Consider the following 17317-nt stretch of genomic DNA (forward strand, 5'->3'; position numbering starts at 1 on the left):
AGTCACGGCCGAGCAAGCCTCGCCGTCCTCGCAAAGAGCGACATTAATGCCCGACCTCCTTCTCGAATTGTTCTCCGAAGAAATCCCCGCGCGCATGCAGGCGAAGGCGGCGGATGATCTGCGCCGCATGGTCACCGACAAGCTTGTCGCCGAAGGCCTCGTCTATGAAGGCGCGAAGGCCTTCGCGACACCGCGCCGGCTGGCGCTGACGGTCCACGGCATCCCCGCGCGCCAGGCCGACCTGAAGGACGAGCGCAAGGGCCCGCGCGTCGGCGGCCCTGAGGCGGCGATCCAGGGCTTTCTCAAAGCCACCGGCCTTGCCTCGATCGAGGAAGCCACCATCCAGCGCGATCCGAAGAAGGGCGATTTCTACGTCGCGCTGATCGAGAAGCCGGGCCGCGCCACGCTCGATGTGCTGGCCGAGATGCTGCCGGTGATCGTGCGCACCTTCCCCTGGCCGAAATCGATGCGCTGGGGCAGGCGCTCGGAAAGACCGGGCGCGCTGAACTGGGTGCGGCCGCTGCACACGATCACGGCGACCTTCGGCCTCGAGACCGAGGAGCCTGATGTCGTCAGCTTCTCGGTCGACGGCATCGAAGCCGGCCAGACCACGTTCGGCCACCGCTTCATGGCGCCCGCACCGATCTCGGTGCGTCGCTTTGAGGATTATGAGGCCAAGCTGCTCGATGCCAGGGTCGTGCTCGACCCTGACCGCCGCAAGGACACCATCGTCACCGACGCCAAGCAGCTCGCTTTTGCGCAAGGCTATGAGCTGGTCGAGGACCCCGCGCTGCTCGACGAGGTCGCAGGCCTGGTCGAATGGCCCGTTGTGCTGATGGGCTCATTCGATCCGGACTTTCTCAAGACGCCGGCTGAGGTCATCCGCGCCACCATCCGCAACAACCAGAAGTGCTTCGTGGTGCGCGATCCCAGGACCGGAGGGCTGGCGCCGAAATTCATCCTGACCGCGAATATCGAAGCGAGCGACGGCGGCAAGACCATCATCGCCGGCAATGAGCGCGTGATCCGCGCGCGGCTGAGCGATGCGAAATTCTTTTATGAGACGGACCTGAAGACCAGGCTTGAGGATCGCCTGCCGAAATTCGAGCAGATCGTGTTCCACGAGAAGCTTGGCACCCAGGCTGAACGCATCAAGCGTATCGAACGGCTTGCGGCCGAGATCGCGCCGCTGGTGGGCGCCGATATCGAAAAGGTGAAGCGCGCCGCGAAGCTTGCGAAAGCGGACTTGCTCACCGAAGTGGTCGGCGAGTTTCCGGAAGTGCAGGGCCTGATGGGCAAGTACTACGCGCTGGCCCAGGGCGAGGATGTCTCCGTCGCCGCGGCCTGCGAAGAGCACTACAAGCCGCAGGGGCCGAACGACCGCGTGCCGACTGACCCGGTATCGGCGGCCGTGGCGCTCGCCGACAAGCTCGATACACTCGTCGGGTTCTGGGCGATCGACGAGAAACCAACGGGCAGCAAGGATCCGTATGCACTCAGGCGTGCGGCATTGGGCGTAATCAGGTTGATCACCGACAACGCGCTCCGCTTGTCACTGCTAGAGGTTGCGAAGTCTGCGCTATCGGGGCTGAAGGGCAAAGGGACCGGGGATCCGGAAAAGCTCGCAGCCGATCTGCTTTCCTTCTTCGCCGATCGCCTGAAGGTGCAGCTACGCGAGCAGGGCGCGCGGCACGATCTGGTCGATGCGGTGTTCGCGCTCGGCGGCCAGGACGATCTCCTGATGGTGGTCCGCCGCGTCGAGGCGCTCGGCAAATTCCTCGACTCTGACGACGGCAAGAATTTGCTCGCCGGCACCAAGCGTGCCTCCAACATCCTCGCGATCGAAGAGAAGAAGGACAAGCGCGCGTTCGATGGCGCGCCGGATGCCTCGCTCTACAGGCTCGACGAGGAGAAGGCGCTGGCGAAAGCGATCGGCGAGGTGAAGGCGGAAGCGGGCACCGCTGTTGCCAAGGAAGATTTCGCCGCCGCGATGAGCGCGATGGCGAAGCTGCGGCCCGCGGTCGACGCCTTCTTCGACAAGGTCAAGGTCAACGACGACGATCCGAAGATTCGCGAGAACCGGTTGAAGCTCTTGAACGAGATCCGCAGCGCCACGCGTGCCGTTGCGGATTTCTCCAAGATCGAGGGCTGAGATGGCCGACGAGCAGACGCTCGCCGCGTACGATCAGGCTGCTGCGGCGTTTGCGACCGATTGGCACACCCAGCCAGCGCCCGAGGATCTGCACGACATCATCACGCGTTTCTTCACCAGGGGAGGCCGCACCGCCGACATCGGCTGCGGCAGTGGACGCGAGGTCGCCTGGCTCGAGGCCAATGGCTATCCGGCGCAGGGTTTCGACGCGTCCGAGGGCCTCTTGATGGAAGCTCGCGCGCGCTATCCGCAGCTTCCATTCAGTCGCAGTGAACTGCCGGCACTCTCGGGTATCGCGGACGGCTCCTTCGACAATGTGTTGTGTGAGACCGTGATCATGCATCTCGATCGCACCCTTGTGCCGGCGTCGGTGCGGCGCATGCTGGCGATCGCAAGGCCCGGTGGCGTCCTCTATCTAAGCTGGCGCGTCACCACGGGCGATGACGTCCGCGATCCGCAGGGACGGCTCTACGCTTCCGTCGATACCGCATCCGTGCTGGCCGAGCTGTCGCCGGCCCAGCTGCTGCTCGATGAGGAGTTGGTCAGCGTCTCCTCGGGCAAGACCGTCCACCGGTTGGTCGCGAAAAAAGCCGGCTGACCCGTGTAGGCTCTCCGAGAGAAGCAGTGTTTCAAAAATAAAGAGCCCCGCCCGGCGGGGGGGACCGGGCAGGGCCTTCACATCCGGCCGCGTGCGGGGGCGTCGGCGACCGAATGCAGCTCTATAACTACTCGACGACCTGAATGATCCGCCGGGTCCGCGGTTCGACCAGCACCGTTTCGCCATTCACGACGGTGTAACGGTACTGCGTGGGACCGAAACGCTGCGGAACGTCGTAGTAAGTAACACCGGTCTCCGGCAGAACGCCGCCAACAACCACGCGATCCGGAATCACATAGTTGGGAACGCGTTCGCGCACCACATATTCGCGGAATGCCGGGCGTTGTTCCACCGCGATCAGCGGCGCATCGTCGTCGACGACCACGCCATACGACTGCGCTTGCGCAGCCATCGGCGTCGCGACCGCAGCCAACAATGCCGCGACGATGAGATGGTTTCGCATTGGATCGAACTCCTTCAAAGTGAGGCCGGCTCGCGCCGGCACATGCCTCCCCAATGCAGCCAGCGGCGCATCGTTCCGGGGAACAGCGCGGTTTGATCGGCAGGTTTTTTGAGCAATTTGAGCGGGCGCGGGAACCAATGTTCCCGCCTGCGTCTTCTATTCCGCCACGATGAGCAAGGATAAAGTCCGAGCCGCTCGATTCGTCCCGCCATCACATCCCAAAAATCCGAGTCTCACATGACCCTCACCGTCGCCCATGTGTCGCCGATCATGTCGCTTATTGCCGGAGTGTTGATCCTGATCATGCCTCGCCTTCTCAACTTCATCGTCGCGATCTTCCTGATCCTCAACGGCCTGATCGGGCTCGGCCTGTTGAAGTGGATTCATCTCTAAACACCGGATTCTGGAACCCTTTCGCTTGCGCCGCAGCCCCCAAAGTGGTGTAAGGCGCGCGATTGCTCCTCCTTACTTGCGGATCGAAGCACCTCATGGCTAAAGCGGTAGCGAAGTCGAAGAAAGTCGCAGCGAAATCAAAGCCTTCCAAGCAGGCCAAGGCAAAAGCTGCGCCGCTGGCGCCCGCGCGCAAGGCTCTGAAGGCAGGCCCGGCCAAGCCCGTTGGCAAGTCGGCTGCCAAGCCGCCGGCGAAGCCCGTTTCCAAGACCTCGCTGAAGAGTGCAGCCAAGACGGCGCCAAAGGCCGCTCCGAAGTCCGCAGTCAAGACAGCAGCCAAGTCTGTTGCCAATGCCGCGAAGTCCGTTGCCAAGAGCGCCGCCAGCGCGATCAAGCCCAACAAGTGGGTCTATACGTTCGGCGACGGCAAGGCCGAGGGCAAAGCTGGCTTGCGCGATCTGTTGGGCGGCAAGGGCGCCAACCTCGCCGAGATGGCCAATCTCGGCCTTCCGGTACCGCCCGGCTTCACCATTCCGACCTCGGTCTGCACCTACTTCTACGCCAACGACAAGACCTATCCGAAGGAGCTGACCTCGCAGGTCGAGAAGGCGCTCGACTACATCGGCAAGCTGACCGGCAAGAAGTTCGGCGATCCCGAGAATCCTCTGCTGGTCTCGGTGCGCTCCGGCGCCCGCGCCTCGATGCCGGGCATGATGGACACTGTGCTCAATCTCGGCCTCAACGATCAGACGGTCGAGGCATTGGCCGCGCTTTCCGGCGACCGCCGCTTTGCCTATGACAGCTATCGCCGCTTCATCACCATGTATTCCGATGTGGTGCTCGGCTTCGAGCATCATCATTTCGAGGACATCCTCGACACCTACAAAGACGGCCAGGGCTATTCGCTCGACACCGATCTCACGGCTGAAGACTGGGAGCACCTGGTCGGCAAGTACAAGGAAGCGGTCGCGCACGAGACCGGCAAGGACTTCCCGCAGGATCCGCACGACCAGCTGTGGGGCGCGATCGGCGCGGTGTTCTCATCCTGGATGAATGCGCGTGCAGTGACCTATCGCAAGCTGCATGACATCCCGGAATCCTGGGGCACCGCGGTCAACGTGCAGGCCATGGTGTTCGGCAACATGGGCGACACCTCGGCCACCGGCGTCGCCTTCACGCGCAACCCGTCGACCGGCGAAGCCTTGCTCTACGGCGAGTTCCTGATCAACGCGCAGGGCGAGGACGTGGTCGCGGGCATCCGCACCCCGCAGGAGATCTCCGAGCAGGCGCGGCGCGAGGCCGGCTCCGACAAGCCGTCGATGGAAATGGCGATGCCCGACGCCTTCGCCGAGCTGACGCGGATCTACAAGCTGCTCGAGAAGCACTACCGCGACATGCAGGACATGGAGTTCACGGTCGAGCGCGGCAAGCTGTGGATGCTGCAGACCCGCAGCGGCAAGCGCACGGCGAAGGCTGCGCTGCGCATCGCGGTCGAGCTCGCCAATGAGGGCCTGATCTCGCAGAACGATGCGGTGCTGCGGGTCGAGCCGGCCTCGCTCGATCAGCTGCTGCATCCGACCATCGACCCCTCAGCCAAGCGCGACGTGATCGCCACCGGCCTGCCGGCTTCGCCTGGCGCCGCGTCCGGCGAGATCGTGTTCTCGTCGGAGGAGGCTGCGAAGCTGCAGGCCGACGGCCACAAGGTGATCCTGGTCCGCATCGAGACCTCGCCTGAAGACATCCATGGCATGCACGCCGCCGAAGGTATCTTGACCACGCGTGGCGGCATGACCTCGCACGCCGCCGTCGTCGCGCGCGGCATGGGCAAGCCCTGCGTCTCCGGCTGCGGCAATATCCGCGTCGACTACGGCCGCGGCACCATGAGCGTCGGCTCGCGCACCTTCAAGACCGGCGACGTCATCACCATCGACGGCTCGCTCGGTCAGGTTCTTGCCGGGCGCATGCCGATGATCGAGCCGGAGCTGTCGGGTGAGTTCGGCACCTTGATGGGCTGGGCCGATGACGTCCGCAAGACCGGCGTGCGCGTCAACGCCGACACGCCCGAGGATGCGCGCACCGCGATCAAGTTCGGTGCCGAAGGCATCGGGCTGTGCCGCACCGAGCACATGTTCTTCGAGGAGACCCGCATCCGCACCGTGCGCGAGATGATCCTCGCCGAGGAGGAGCAGGAGCGCCGCGCAGCGCTCGCGAAGCTCTTGCCGATGCAGCGCGCCGACTTCGTCGAGCTGTTCGAGATCATGAGGGGGCTGCCGGTCACGATCCGGCTGCTTGATCCGCCGCTGCACGAATTCCTGCCGCACACCCAGGCCGAGGTCGAGGAAGTCGCGCGCGCGATGAACACCGATCCGCGCCGGCTCGCCGACCGCGCCCGCGAGCTCTCCGAGTTTAACCCGATGCTCGGCTTCCGCGGTTGTCGCCTGGCGATCGCATACCCTGAGATCGCCGAGATGCAGGCGCGCGCCATCTTCGAGGCGGCGGTGGAGGCCGAGAAACGCACCGGCGAGGCCGTGGGCCTCGAGGTGATGGTGCCGCTGATCGCGACCAAGGCCGAGTTCGATCTGGTCAAGGCTCGCATCGATGCGAGCGCCAAGGAGGTCATGCGCGAGACCGGCGCCGAGCTCGAATACCAGGTCGGCACCATGATCGAGCTGCCGCGCGCGGCGCTGCTGGCCGGCGAGATCGCCAAGGCCGCCGAGTTCTTTTCGTTCGGCACCAACGACCTCACCCAGACCACCTTCGGCATCAGCCGCGACGATGCCGCGAGCTTCCTCGGCACCTACATCAGCAAAGGCATTCTCGAGATCGATCCGTTCATCTCGCTGGATCGCACCGGCGTCGGTGAGCTGGTCAAGATCGGCGTCGAGCGCGGCCGTGCTACGCGCGCTGCCTTGAAGGTCGGCATCTGTGGCGAGCATGGCGGCGATCCCGCGTCCGTCGCATTCTGCCACCAGATCGGCATGAACTACGTGTCGTGTTCGCCCTACCGCGTGCCGATCGCGCGCCTTGCCGCGGCCCAGGCCGCGCTCGGCAAGGAGATCGCGAGCCAGGCGTAGGTCCTCTACTGAAAGTCATTCCGAACAGGCCGGCATAACTTGCCGGCCTTTTCTTTTCAGAGCTAGCAAAGACATGGATGGCCGGGACGAGCCCAGCCACGACGACGTGGAAAGAGTGCTGGCCCGAACCTCAGATGCATATGCGATAGCCTTCCCTTCTATGGTGGAACTTCCGCGATCTACAAACTTTCTTCACCGCGCTTGTTGACCTGATATTTACTGTTTTCGTCGCCGCCCTGTTTACCAAGCCATTTGATCGCGACACCAGCTACAACTTCTCGGCTTGCCTGTCTCACAGCTGCAACGTGCTTTAACGGCTCAGCAACCTAAACCGTTTACGAAGAAAGACGATCGAATTGCACGGACGAACTGTGTTCGATCGTCCCTCGAGTAAGCGTTGCGTTGAGCGTATCGATGTTAGTTCTGCGTCCCGGTCCGAAGGGCGCGCGATGTGCGTCCTTCGGATTCGGTCTCTGCGTCTTCGCATTGATGCCGACGGAGACCGGTTACCAAGACATCGCATCCCTGCTGGCCCGGCAGCCCGGCGTCGCCGAGCGCTGGCAGAAGCGGGTGTTCTCCGCCGCGGCCTCCATTCAGCTCGCGACCTACAGTTTTGGCCGGCCGATCGGCACCTCGGCGCCGCAGAGCGCGGCCTATCAGCTGGCGAGCCTCGTCAGCCGCGAGGCGGACGTCACCGGGACGGTAGCGCGCAATCCGGTGCTGCAGACGCCGCCGCGCTACCAGGCCTCCGACTTTCCGACCGTCGACCGCACCTTGAAGGGCGATCGTCTCGTGGTCACGCCGCCCGCAGCGCCGGCGGAGAACGCGGCGCCGGCAGATCAGACATCCCCGGCACAAGGCGCACCGCCCGAGCAGCCCGCCAATTCCAACTCGTCGGTGTTCGGCGCAAAGACGGCGGAAGCTCCGGCTGAGACGCCGGTCGCGCCACGCACCACGCTCGATCCGGAATTGCAGGAGGCGCTGCGCGCGCCGCCGCTGACCCAATACAGCGCTCCTGCGTCGTCGCAGTCGCAGCCCTCCGACGAGACCAAGGCCGCGGCCAGTGTGCCCGCCGAAGACGGCGCCGTCTCCTACGACGGCCTGAATATCAAAACGGCCAATCTCTATTTTGGCACGACCTCGCTCGGCGGCAGCGCCGGCGGGATCGAAAGTTGGCAGCCGGGCGAGGCGCCGCTGATCGTGCTGCCCGATCCCGACTTGAAGCCGATGGCGGCTCTGCCACCGGCGTCGAACGATGTCGCAGCGCGTCCCGACAGCGGCGAGAGCATCGCGCCGAAGGGCGAGGTCAATGCCGACAATCAGCGAGCCAAGACGCCGGCCGAGCGGCTCGGCCTGTTCGACGACAAGGTGCGCGCGAAGTCGGAGAAATGCCTCGCCGAAGCGGTGTATTTCGAATCCCGCGGCGAAGCGGTGCGCGGCCAGATCGCGGTGGCGCAGGTCGTGCTCAATCGCGCCTTCTCCGGCTACTATCCGACCACGGTCTGCGGTGTGGTGTATCAGAACAAGTACCGGCACTATGCCTGCCAGTTCACCTTCGCCTGCGACGGCACGCCGGACGTGATCCGCGAGCCCGACATGTGGGAGCGCGCCAGGAAAATCGCCAAAGCCATGCTCGACGGCCAGATCTGGCTGCCGGAAGTCGGCAAGTCGACGCACTATCACGCCTATTGGGTGCGGCCGTCCTGGGTCTCCGAGATGAAGCGGATGTACAAGTTCGGCGTCCACACCTTCTACCGGCCGAAGGCCTGGGGTGACGGCAGCGACGCCCCGAGCTGGGGCTCGCCGGCGCAGACCGCTGCAATCTCGGAAGAGCTGGCCGAAGAGGCCAAGAGCGAAGCCGAGATCAATCCGAACTGGACGCGGCGCTAGTCTTACTTCGTTATAGACGCCGTCATTCCGGGGCAGCCCGTCAGGGCTCAACCCGGAATCTCGAGATTCTCAGGTGCGCAATTGCGCATCATAGTTCGATGCTGTCGCATCGCCCCGGAATGACGCTGAGAGGTCAATGCCACAAGCTTTATGCGTCCGGCCGGCCAGCTACGCACTCGCCGCTCGCAGCCTGCGGCTCGGCGGGTTCGCCGCAATCTCCTCCGCCACCTTTCGTGCGGCGACGAGCGTGGTCATGGTGCGTTGGGCGCAGGCCGGATTGTCGGCCGGATGATCGGCGCGATAATGCGCGCCGCGGCTCTCGCGCCGGCTCCAGGCGCTGGTTGCGATCAACAGCGCCGCGGTCGCCATGTTGCGCAGCGCGAGGCTCGGGCTTTCGCCTTCGATCGCGGCGATCGTCAGAACGGCTTCGGCGAGCCGCTCCTCGTCGCGGATCACGCCGACTTGCGTGGTCATGGTTTCGCGCAGCGCCTTCTCGGCAAAGGGTGGCAACGGCCCGTTCGACTCCGCGATGGTGATGTCGCTCAGGGCAGGGAGGGGCGCCGGCATTTGGCCTGCGATGTCTTCGGCCACGCGCATCGCCATGACGACGGTTTCGAGCAGGGCGTGGCCGGCGAGGCAGTTGGCGCCGTGAATGCCTGATGCGGCGACCTCGCCCGCCGCCCACAGGCCCTTGAGCGAGCTCCGGCCGCGCGCGTCGACGGCGACGCCGCCGATGTGGATGTGGGCCGCAGGCGCCACCGGAATCGGTTGGCGGGTCGGGTCGATGCCGGCAGCGCGACAACTCGCATCGAGCATCGGATAGGCGGCAGCGACATCGTCGTCGAGCACGTCGCGCGCGTCGAGGAAGGCGCCGCGCCCGGCGGCGATTTCGGCAAAGACGCCACGCGCGACGATATCGCGTGGCGCGAGATCGGCGAGCGGATGGCGCGGCAGCATGAAGCGCTGACCGCGCCGATTGACCAGAATGGCGCCGGCCCCGCGCAGGGCTTCGGTGATGGCTGGGGCCGGATCGCGGCCGATCATCATGGCGGTGGGATGAAACTGCACGAACTCGGGATCAGCGATGACCGCACCGGCACGCGCGGCGATGGCAAGGCCTGTGCCGTTGGCCAGCGCCGGATTCGTCGTGGTTGCGTACAGACGCCCCAGGCCATCGGTCGCCAGCACCACCGCGCGCGCTGCGAGGATGACCGGCGGTGCGGCCGCATCATCGCCGGACCGCACCTGCACGCCGGCCACGGCATCGCCGTCCATGATCAGCGCTTCAGCTTGATAGCCTTGAATGATGCGGATCGATGGGGTGTTGTGCACCGCCCGGCTCAGCGCGGTCAGGATCGTGCTTCCCGTCCTGTCGCCGCCGATCGGGACGAGGCGACGAACCGGCGCGGCGACTGCGCGGATGCGTCCATGGCGGTCCTCGCGGCTGCAATCGAGGTTGATGCCAAGGTTACGCAGCTCGTGGATCCGCCGCTCCGCTTCGCGTGCAACCGCCAGCGCCATGTCGCTGTCGGCAAGGCCCCCGCTGGCCGCGATCATATCCGCCGCGAGAGCCTCCGGGCTGTCGCCATTGCCGATGGCTGCGAGGCCGCCTGTCATCCAGGAATCGGCAGCTTGGTCGGCGAGGCGCTGAGCGGAGACCAGAGTGACCGGCCGCGGCGCCAGTTGCAGGGCGCAAAGCAGGCCGGCGACGCCCCCACCCACGATCACAACATCGCCGTTGCTCTCGATCACATGATGAGCCCGATCGTCCATGGGAAACCGCTTCGCTTTACGTTCGTCTGCGCAGCTTGCGCAGGCTGCCTATGACTACGGAGCGCGGGTTAGCCGTTCTTCAGAAACAAGGTTCGTTGTTTAAGCGTCTTTGGCGACAAAACGCGGCTTTCCTGATGGTCGCTCGCGCACCGGGCGAGGACCGGTTTTGACCTTCGCGCGAGAGGATGTTTTTGTGGTATTTAGGTAATCTTGACGTGTCCAACCACGTGCCGCGATCGAGGATCACCACCACGCAGCTGCATCGATTTTTTTAATTGGCCTTCTCGCTCTTTTCCATGCAAATGCATTAACTCGATGGCGAGCAGGGAAGGAAACGCAATGTCGGTCCAGACAACGGAACTCGGTTCGCCGGCCACGGCCGCGAGCTGGCGCACCCCGCTGGTCATCATCGCCTGCGGCTGCGCCATCGCGCTCTTGAGCTTCGGCCCGCGCTCCAGCCTCGGCTTCTTCGTGCAGCCGATGAGCCGCGAATTCGCCTGGGGCCGCGACGTATTCGCGCTCGCGGTCGCGATCCAGAATCTGTTGTGGGGCCTCGGCCAGCCATTGGCTGGAGCGGTCGCGGACCGTTTCGGTGTGTTGCGCGTGGTGTGTGTCGGCGCGCTGCTTTATGCCGGCGGTCTGGTCCTGATGCGCTATTCGGCGACGCCGCTGTCGCTCAACATCGGTGCCGGCGTGCTGGTCGGTTTCGGCCTGTCCGGTTGTTCGTTCAACCTGGTGCTGTCGGCGTTCAGCAAGCTGTTGCCGCCGGAACGGCGCAGCCTCGCGCTCGGCGCCGGCACGGCGGCCGGCTCGCTTGGCCAGTTCCTGTTCGCGCCATTCGGTGTCGCGCTGATCGGTCAGTTCGGTTGGCAGAGCGCGCTGATGGTGTTCGCGACGCTGATGCTCCTGATTGTGCCGCTGTCGCTCGCCATTGCAACGCCGCCGGCGGCCGAGCCGAAGCCGACGGACGCCGAGCAGCAGTCATTCACGACCGCGTTGATGGAAGCTTTCGGACATCGCTCTTACGTGCTGCTGGTGCTCGGCTTTTTCACCTGCGGCTTCCAGCTCGCCTTCATCACCGTGCACCTGCCGGCGTTCCTGGTCGATCGCGGGCTGTCCGCGCAAGTCGGCGGCTGGGTGATCGCGGCGATCGGCCTGTTCAACATCATCGGCTCGCTCAGCGTCGGCTGGCTGCAGACCCGGCTGCCGAAGCGCTACATCCTGTCCTTCATCTATTTCACCCGGGCGCTCGCCACGCTCGCCTTCATCTCGTTTCCGGTGACGGCCTTCTCCGCGATCGCCTTCGGCGCGGTCTCGGGGCTGGCCTGGCTGTCCACGGTGCCGCCGACCTCGACCCTGGTCGCGATCATGTTCGGCACCCGCTGGTTGGCGACGCTCTACGGCTTTGCCTTCGTCAGCCATCAGGTCGGCGGCTTCCTCGGCGTCTGGCTGGGCGGCATCGTGTTCGAGCGCTTCGGTTCCTATACGCCGATCTGGTGGCTCTCGATCCTGTTCGGGGTGCTCTCGGCCTTGATCAACCTGCCGATCGTGGAGAAGCCGGTGGCCCGGGCCGTGCCGGCAACCTGATTTGCGCCGGCCGCCTGATCCGCTAAACATGCGGCAAAGGTGTTAATCGGATCAGGGAGAGCGGCCATGGCGACATTCAAGGCGATCAGAATCGACAAGGCGGACAAGGGCACGACGGCCGCTCTTGTGCAGTTCGACGAAGCCGAGTTGATGGATGGCGACGTCACCGTTCGGGTGGACTGGTCGACCTTGAACTACAAGGACGGGCTGGCGGTGACCGGCAGGTCTCCGGTGGTCCGGCGCTTTCCGATGATCGCCGGGATCGATTTCGCGGGCACCGTCGAACAGTCGTCGCATCCGCAATGGAAGCCGGGGGATCAGGTGATCTGTACCGGCTGGGGCATGGGTGAAACCCATCTTGGGGCCTATGCCGAAAAGGCCCGCGTCAAGGGCGACTGGCTGGTCGCCCTGCCGAAAGGATTATCGGCCCGCGAGGCCATGGCGATCGGCACCGCGGGCTTCACGGCGATGCTGGCCGTGATTGCGCTGGAACGGCACGGCCTGACCCCGGACCGCGGTCCGGTCGTGGTCACGGGAGCGGCCGGCGGCGTCGGCTCGGTGGCGACCGCGGTGCTGGCCAAGCTCGGCTATCACGTCATCGCTTCGACTGGGCGGGCGGCGGAGGCCGATTACCTCAAGAGCCTGGGGGCGGCCGAAGTGATCGATCGCAATGAGCTGTCTGCGCCGGCCAAGCCGCTCGCCAAGGAGCGCTGGGCCGGTGGCGTCGACAGCGTCGGCTCGACCACGCTGGCCAACCTGCTGTCGATGACAAAATATGGCGGGGCCATTGCGGCCTGCGGGCTCGCGGCCGGCATGGACCTGCCGGCTTCGGTCGCGCCCTTCATTCTCCGCGGCGTCTGCCTGCTCGGCATTGATTCGGTGATGTGCCCGGTGGAGGCCCGAAAGGCCGCCTGGAATCGGCTCGCCAGCGATCTGGATCGGGCAAAACTCGCTGAAATAACAAGGGAAATCGGCTTCGATCAGGTCTTTGACCTGGCCCCGCAGATCCTCGCGGGCCAGGTCCGGGGCCGGGTGGTGGTAAAAATATCCTGAGGACGTTCAGACTTTGCCAACCAAGCTGCTCCAATGTTGCCACGGTTGGTATGGTAAGCATCGGGTAAAAGCCTAGTGCCGCCGATTTGAAGCCCCCGACCCAGCCGCGGCGAGATATCTTCGGGACTTCGGATTGGAATTGGGCACTAGCCTTGCAGCTGCATGGGTTTGTCGGAGTTTCAGCATGCTTGCGCGTTTTGTATTGGGAGCCGTCGCGGTCGGTGCCATCATTGCACCCGCGCTCGCTGGGTCGATGTCGGCCGATGAGGCGCGCCGGTTCGTCGCCGGCAAGGTGTTCGCCTTCACCTGCGTTGATGGCACTCGCGGAGCCGGCCGCATTCTTGATGACATGGGTGCCGCCGGTGCGGTGCAGTTCTCCGGCTCCGGGCCGGTGCGCCACATCCGTCTGCCCAGCAACACCCTGCAGATCCGAGGCGAGAACGTCTGCGCCTCGCTGAAGGGCCTTCCGTTCGAGCCCTGCTTCAATCTCGACAAGAAGGACGACCGCAGCTTCCGCGGATCGGTGTCCGGCCTCGGTTTTGCCTATTGCGACTTCCAGCACCAGGGCGGTGCGACCATGCTGATGGCGCGGGCGGTGGCACGCCCGCATGGTGGGCGCCGCGCCGCCGCTGGGACCGACGCGTCGCAGGTGACCGCGCGGGTCGAGACGCCGCGCGTCGAAAGCAGCAAGATCGAGCCGATCAAATCCGAGACCGTGAAGCCAGAGCCGGTCAGGAGCGAGAGCCTAGGGCAGTCCGGTAAGTCAGAGGGCGCACCGGAATTGCGCCGCTCGACGGACTAAGACTTAACGCGCCGTTGAGCAAGCGGAAGCCGGCAGAAGTTGCGCGGAGGTGAGCGGAGCAGCACGCAGCGCAGTGCGGCCTTTAAACGTTCTGCAACAAATCTCACATTCCCGAAGCCCGGTCGCATCATTGCGCCGTAGTCTTCCGGACGCGTAGATTCACGTCGCGGTAGCAACTCCAATCCAGTTTGGCAGGAGGGGGGTGGCCCACGTGAAAGGGTCCGTAATGTCGCTCTATTTCTTTCGCATCAGCCACGGTCGCTATTCGGGCGCGGCTGATCAGCCTTACGAATTCGTCAATCGCGAGTCTGCGTGGACCGAACTAACGGCGGTCTGTGCTGATCTGATTGGCGGTATCTCGCGCACCCTGCAGGAGGATGCAGAGTGGCGGATGGAACTGTTGGACGAAGCCAAGCAGCCGATATTTCGAATCCGGTTGGTGGCTGAGTCCGTCGGATAGCCGTGCAGCGCCTGAGCGCCACTCAAGATCATATCTGCCGAACTGGTCTTGCCATCGGACCATTGCGGAAAGCAGGTCGCGCAAACCGCTGCTACCCAACGGTACCGTGAGCAGATCAGTATCGCGGTGTTGTCCGTAGTAGACCGGGGGTTTCGATTAAGGAACCCTTTGTGGAACCGGCCCAGTGTGGTGATTGGAGTTTCCAATCGTATCATTCGCATTTTGAGTGCTCCGTTACCGTGCACCTCAGCGCGCCATTGTCGTCGCGGGGCCCCGGAGCGGACTGCACTCACTGGTGAGGACACCACATGGCCAAACTGTCCATTCGTGCCAAGATCATCGCCGTTATCGTCTTCATGCTTGCCACGATGTCGGGCCTCGGGCTTCTCGCAGTGTACAGCATGCGCTCGATCAATGCGCACACGGTCGACATCGCCGAGAACTGGCTGCCGAGCGTACGTGCCATCGGCCAGCTGCGCGCCGATATCAATCTCCTGCGCATCGCGTTGCGCGCCCAGGTGATGTCGGAAACCGAGGAGAGCAAGCTGGCCGCCGACAAGCGGCTCGCAGGCATTTTCGATACTATCGCAAAAGATCGCAAGAAATACGAGCCGTTGATCACCTCGCCGGAAGAGCGTGCCATCTACGACAACTGGTCGAAGGCGTGGGACAAATACATCGTCGGTGTCCGGCAAGTTATGGACGAGTCGCATAAGAGCATCGGCCGGATCCCGCATGAAGCGACCGAGCTTCTGGATAAGCAGGTCGCAGTGATCGCGCGCGACGCGGACAAATACTTCGTGCAGGACATCGAGCTCAACGACAAGGGCGCAGAACAGGCGACCGGGGACGCGGCCGACGGCTATGCCAAGGCTTTCTGGCTCGTGCTCATGATCATCGGCGCGGCCATGATTGCGGGCCTCGCGGTCGGAATGTCGCTGGTGCGGAGCGTGTCGCAGGGGATCGCCTCGGTGATCAAGCCGATGCAGGAGCTCGCCAATGGCGATCTCTCGGCCGAGATCACAAATCGCGGGGAACCGACGGAAATCGGTGCGATGGCCGACACGTTGCAGGTCTTCAAGGAGGCGCTGATCGCCAAGAAAGCCGCGGACGAGGCTGCTGCGCACGATGCCGAGGCCAAGATCGAGCGCGGCCGTCGCGTCGACAGCATCACCCGCCAGTTCGAGGCCACGATCGGCGAGATCGTCAACACAGTCTCATCGGCCTCGACCGAACTCGAGCACTCCGCCGCCTCGCTGTCGTCAACGGCAAACCGCTCGCAGCAGATCTCGACCATGGTAGCGGCCGCGTCGGAGGAAGCCTCGACCAACGTCCAGTCGGTCGCGTCCGCCACCGAAGAGCTGTCTTCGTCGATCACCGAGATCAGCCGCCAGGTGCAGGACTCGGCGCGCATGGCCCATGACGCCGTCGAGCAGGCGCGCATGACCAATGAGCGCGTCGGCGAACTGACCAAGGCCGCCGCCCGCATCGGCGACGTCGTCGAACTGATCAACACGATCGCAGGTCAAACCAACCTGCTGGCGCTGAACGCCACGATCGAGGCGGCGCGGGCCGGTGAAGCCGGCAAGGGCTTTGCGGTCGTCGCGACCGAAGTCAAGGCGCTCGCCGAGCAGACAGCCAAGGCGACCGACGAGATCGGTCAGCAGGTCTCGGGCATTCAGGGCGCGACACAGGAATCGGTCGGCGCCATCAAGGCGATCTCAGGCACGATCGAGAAGCTGTCCGAAATCGCGTCCGCGATCGCCGCCGCGGTCGAGGAGCAGGGGGCTGCGACCCAGGAGATCTCGCGCAACGTCCAGCAGGCGGCCCAAGGCACGGAGCTGGTCTCCTCGAACGTGGTCGATGTGCAGCGCGGCGCCACCGAGACCGGCAGCGCCTCTTCGCAGGTGCTGAGTGCGGCGAAGTCGCTGGCGCAGGACAGCGATCGCTTGAAGCGCGAGGTGGCGCAGTTCCTGCAGTCGGTGCGCGCCGCCTGACGTTCACGCTGTCGGGGCGGCTGCTTCCGGCGGCCGCCTGCGAAACAGGATCTTCTGGTACAGCCAGCCGATCGCGACCAGCACCAGGCCGAGGCAGATGAACGACAGCGCGCGATAGACTCCGGTCAGCGTGGACATGTCGATCAGGAAAGCCTTGCCGATGGTGAGTGCGATCACCACCGCCGAAGCAAGTCGCGCCCGTTGCGATTGCACGAGGATGCCGATCCCGAGCAGGACCACGCCAAAGGCGAGCCAGGCGATCGAATAGGTGTATTGCTCAGCGCCGCTGGTACCGCCCAGGATCAGATTGGGGCCGTGATAGAGCCTGCGGATTTCCAAGCTCAGGTAGCTCAAAGCGAGGATGAGCGCACCGGCCGCTAAGCTGTTGGCATAGACGACCGGGCGTTGGCCGGCGACGGCGTAGGACAACAGCAGCATCAGGATGGCCGGGAAGGCGTAAGCGAGCAGCAGCAGGTTGAGAACGCTGCCTCTGATCTCGCCATGAAAGACCATCGGGTTCTCCAGGAACAGCAGCCCGAACACGCTGCCGAGCACGGCAAACGCCGTCAACAGCACCGCGCCGGCATTATGGACGATGCTGCGGCTGCGCAGGCGCAGCCGCTCGAGACCGATCGCAAGTGCGAGCGCGACAGAGACGTCGAGACCTGCTTCGGCGAGCGACGGCACGGCAAGCATGTCGCCGCCATTGACGGCGTGACGGATCTCCAGGAAGGCCAGCAGCACCGTGAACAGGATCGCGGCCGCCTCGATCGCACGCAGCGGTGCATCGTCGGCGCGCGGGCGCATTAGATAGCTCGCGCCCCAGAACGAAGCAGCCGGCACGCCATAGCCCCATAGCAGCCAGTTGAAGATCGGCGTGGTGCCGACGTCGTCGCCGACGATGCGCGGCTCGTAGCCGATCCGGGCCACCACGAGGCCGGCAAAGACAGCCGCCAGCGTCCGCAGGAACGGGATCGGCCGCTGCGTGGCGATCCAGGCCGTGCCCAGCGATGTCAGCGCCAGCGCGATCGTCAGCCAGCCCTTCTCCAAGGCGAAGGTCAGTGCGAGCGCCAGCGCG

At 64.7% G+C, this 17317-nt stretch carries 13 protein-coding genes; 10 read left to right on the plus strand and 3 right to left on the minus strand.

Annotated features, from left to right (window positions below; all coding sequences use genetic code 11):
* Window positions 1–46 precede the first annotated feature (46 nt).
* Together glyS and BRAS3843_RS30230 are read left to right on the plus strand one after the other, a co-directional pair.
* Window positions 47–2152 carry a glycine--tRNA ligase subunit beta gene (gene glyS / locus BRAS3843_RS30225; RefSeq protein WP_008972963.1) on the plus strand — a complete coding sequence of 702 codons (2106 nt, stop codon included), beginning with the start codon at window positions 47–49 and terminating at the stop codon, window positions 2150–2152.
* A 1-nt stretch (window position 2153) separates the two neighbouring features.
* Complete coding sequence (locus tag BRAS3843_RS30230) at window positions 2154–2750, plus strand: class I SAM-dependent methyltransferase (protein ID WP_008972964.1); 597 nt, start codon at window positions 2154–2156, stop codon at window positions 2748–2750.
* 127 nt (window positions 2751–2877) lie between these two features.
* Here BRAS3843_RS30230 and BRAS3843_RS30235 read toward each other — a convergent pair whose 3' ends face one another.
* Window positions 2878–3213 (minus strand): DUF1236 domain-containing protein, encoded by a 336-nt coding sequence (locus BRAS3843_RS30235; RefSeq protein WP_008972965.1) that lies wholly within the window; start codon window positions 3211–3213, stop codon window positions 2878–2880.
* A 237-nt stretch (window positions 3214–3450) separates the two neighbouring features.
* Between BRAS3843_RS30235 and BRAS3843_RS39920 the strand changes: the two genes are divergently transcribed.
* From BRAS3843_RS39920 to BRAS3843_RS30245, 3 genes are all read left to right on the plus strand, one after another.
* Window positions 3451–3606, plus strand: a complete 156-nt coding sequence (locus tag BRAS3843_RS39920; RefSeq protein ID WP_008972966.1) for a DUF3096 domain-containing protein — start codon at window positions 3451–3453, stop codon at window positions 3604–3606.
* Between the two features lie 95 nt (window positions 3607–3701).
* A complete protein-coding gene (ppdK, locus tag BRAS3843_RS30240) occupies window positions 3702–6677 on the plus strand; it encodes a pyruvate, phosphate dikinase (protein ID WP_008972967.1) in 2976 nt (991 codons plus the stop codon).
* Window positions 6678–7091: 414 nt separating this feature from the next.
* On the plus strand, window positions 7092–8567 hold the full coding sequence (locus BRAS3843_RS30245) for a cell wall hydrolase (RefSeq protein WP_008972968.1): 1476 nt from the start codon (window positions 7092–7094) through the stop codon (window positions 8565–8567).
* Window positions 8568–8735: 168 nt separating this feature from the next.
* Here the strand turns inward: BRAS3843_RS30245 and BRAS3843_RS30250 are convergent, their stop codons facing one another.
* Window positions 8736–10340, minus strand: coding sequence for an L-aspartate oxidase (locus BRAS3843_RS30250; protein WP_008972969.1), 1605 nt, complete (start codon window positions 10338–10340; stop codon window positions 8736–8738).
* Between the two features lie 339 nt (window positions 10341–10679).
* On the opposite strand from BRAS3843_RS30250, the gene BRAS3843_RS30255 reads away from it, so the two are divergent.
* The 5 genes from BRAS3843_RS30255 (at window position 10680) to BRAS3843_RS30275 (ending at window position 16239) form a co-directional block, all read left to right on the plus strand.
* Window positions 10680–11927, plus strand: coding sequence for an MFS transporter (locus BRAS3843_RS30255; RefSeq protein ID WP_008972971.1), 1248 nt, complete (start codon window positions 10680–10682; stop codon window positions 11925–11927).
* A 66-nt stretch (window positions 11928–11993) separates the two neighbouring features.
* Window positions 11994–12980 carry an MDR family oxidoreductase gene (locus BRAS3843_RS30260; protein WP_008972972.1) on the plus strand — a complete coding sequence of 329 codons (987 nt, stop codon included), beginning with the start codon at window positions 11994–11996 and terminating at the stop codon, window positions 12978–12980.
* A gap of 184 nt (window positions 12981–13164) precedes the next feature.
* Window positions 13165–13782 (plus strand): hypothetical protein, encoded by a 618-nt coding sequence (locus BRAS3843_RS30265; RefSeq protein ID WP_008972973.1) that lies wholly within the window; start codon window positions 13165–13167, stop codon window positions 13780–13782.
* 226 nt (window positions 13783–14008) lie between these two features.
* Complete coding sequence (locus BRAS3843_RS30270; RefSeq protein ID WP_008972975.1) at window positions 14009–14242, plus strand: hypothetical protein; 234 nt, start codon at window positions 14009–14011, stop codon at window positions 14240–14242.
* A gap of 308 nt (window positions 14243–14550) precedes the next feature.
* A complete protein-coding gene (locus tag BRAS3843_RS30275; RefSeq protein WP_008972976.1) occupies window positions 14551–16239 on the plus strand; it encodes a methyl-accepting chemotaxis protein in 1689 nt (562 codons plus the stop codon).
* A gap of 3 nt (window positions 16240–16242) precedes the next feature.
* Here BRAS3843_RS30275 and BRAS3843_RS30280 read toward each other — a convergent pair.
* Window positions 16243–17317: DUF2339 domain-containing protein (locus tag BRAS3843_RS30280; RefSeq protein WP_035983310.1), on the minus strand; the 1075-nt coding region annotated here is incomplete at its 5' end.

Origin of the sequence: Bradyrhizobium sp. STM 3843, from assembly GCF_000239815.1 — a bacterium.
Lineage (GTDB): Bacteria > Pseudomonadota > Alphaproteobacteria > Rhizobiales > Xanthobacteraceae > Bradyrhizobium.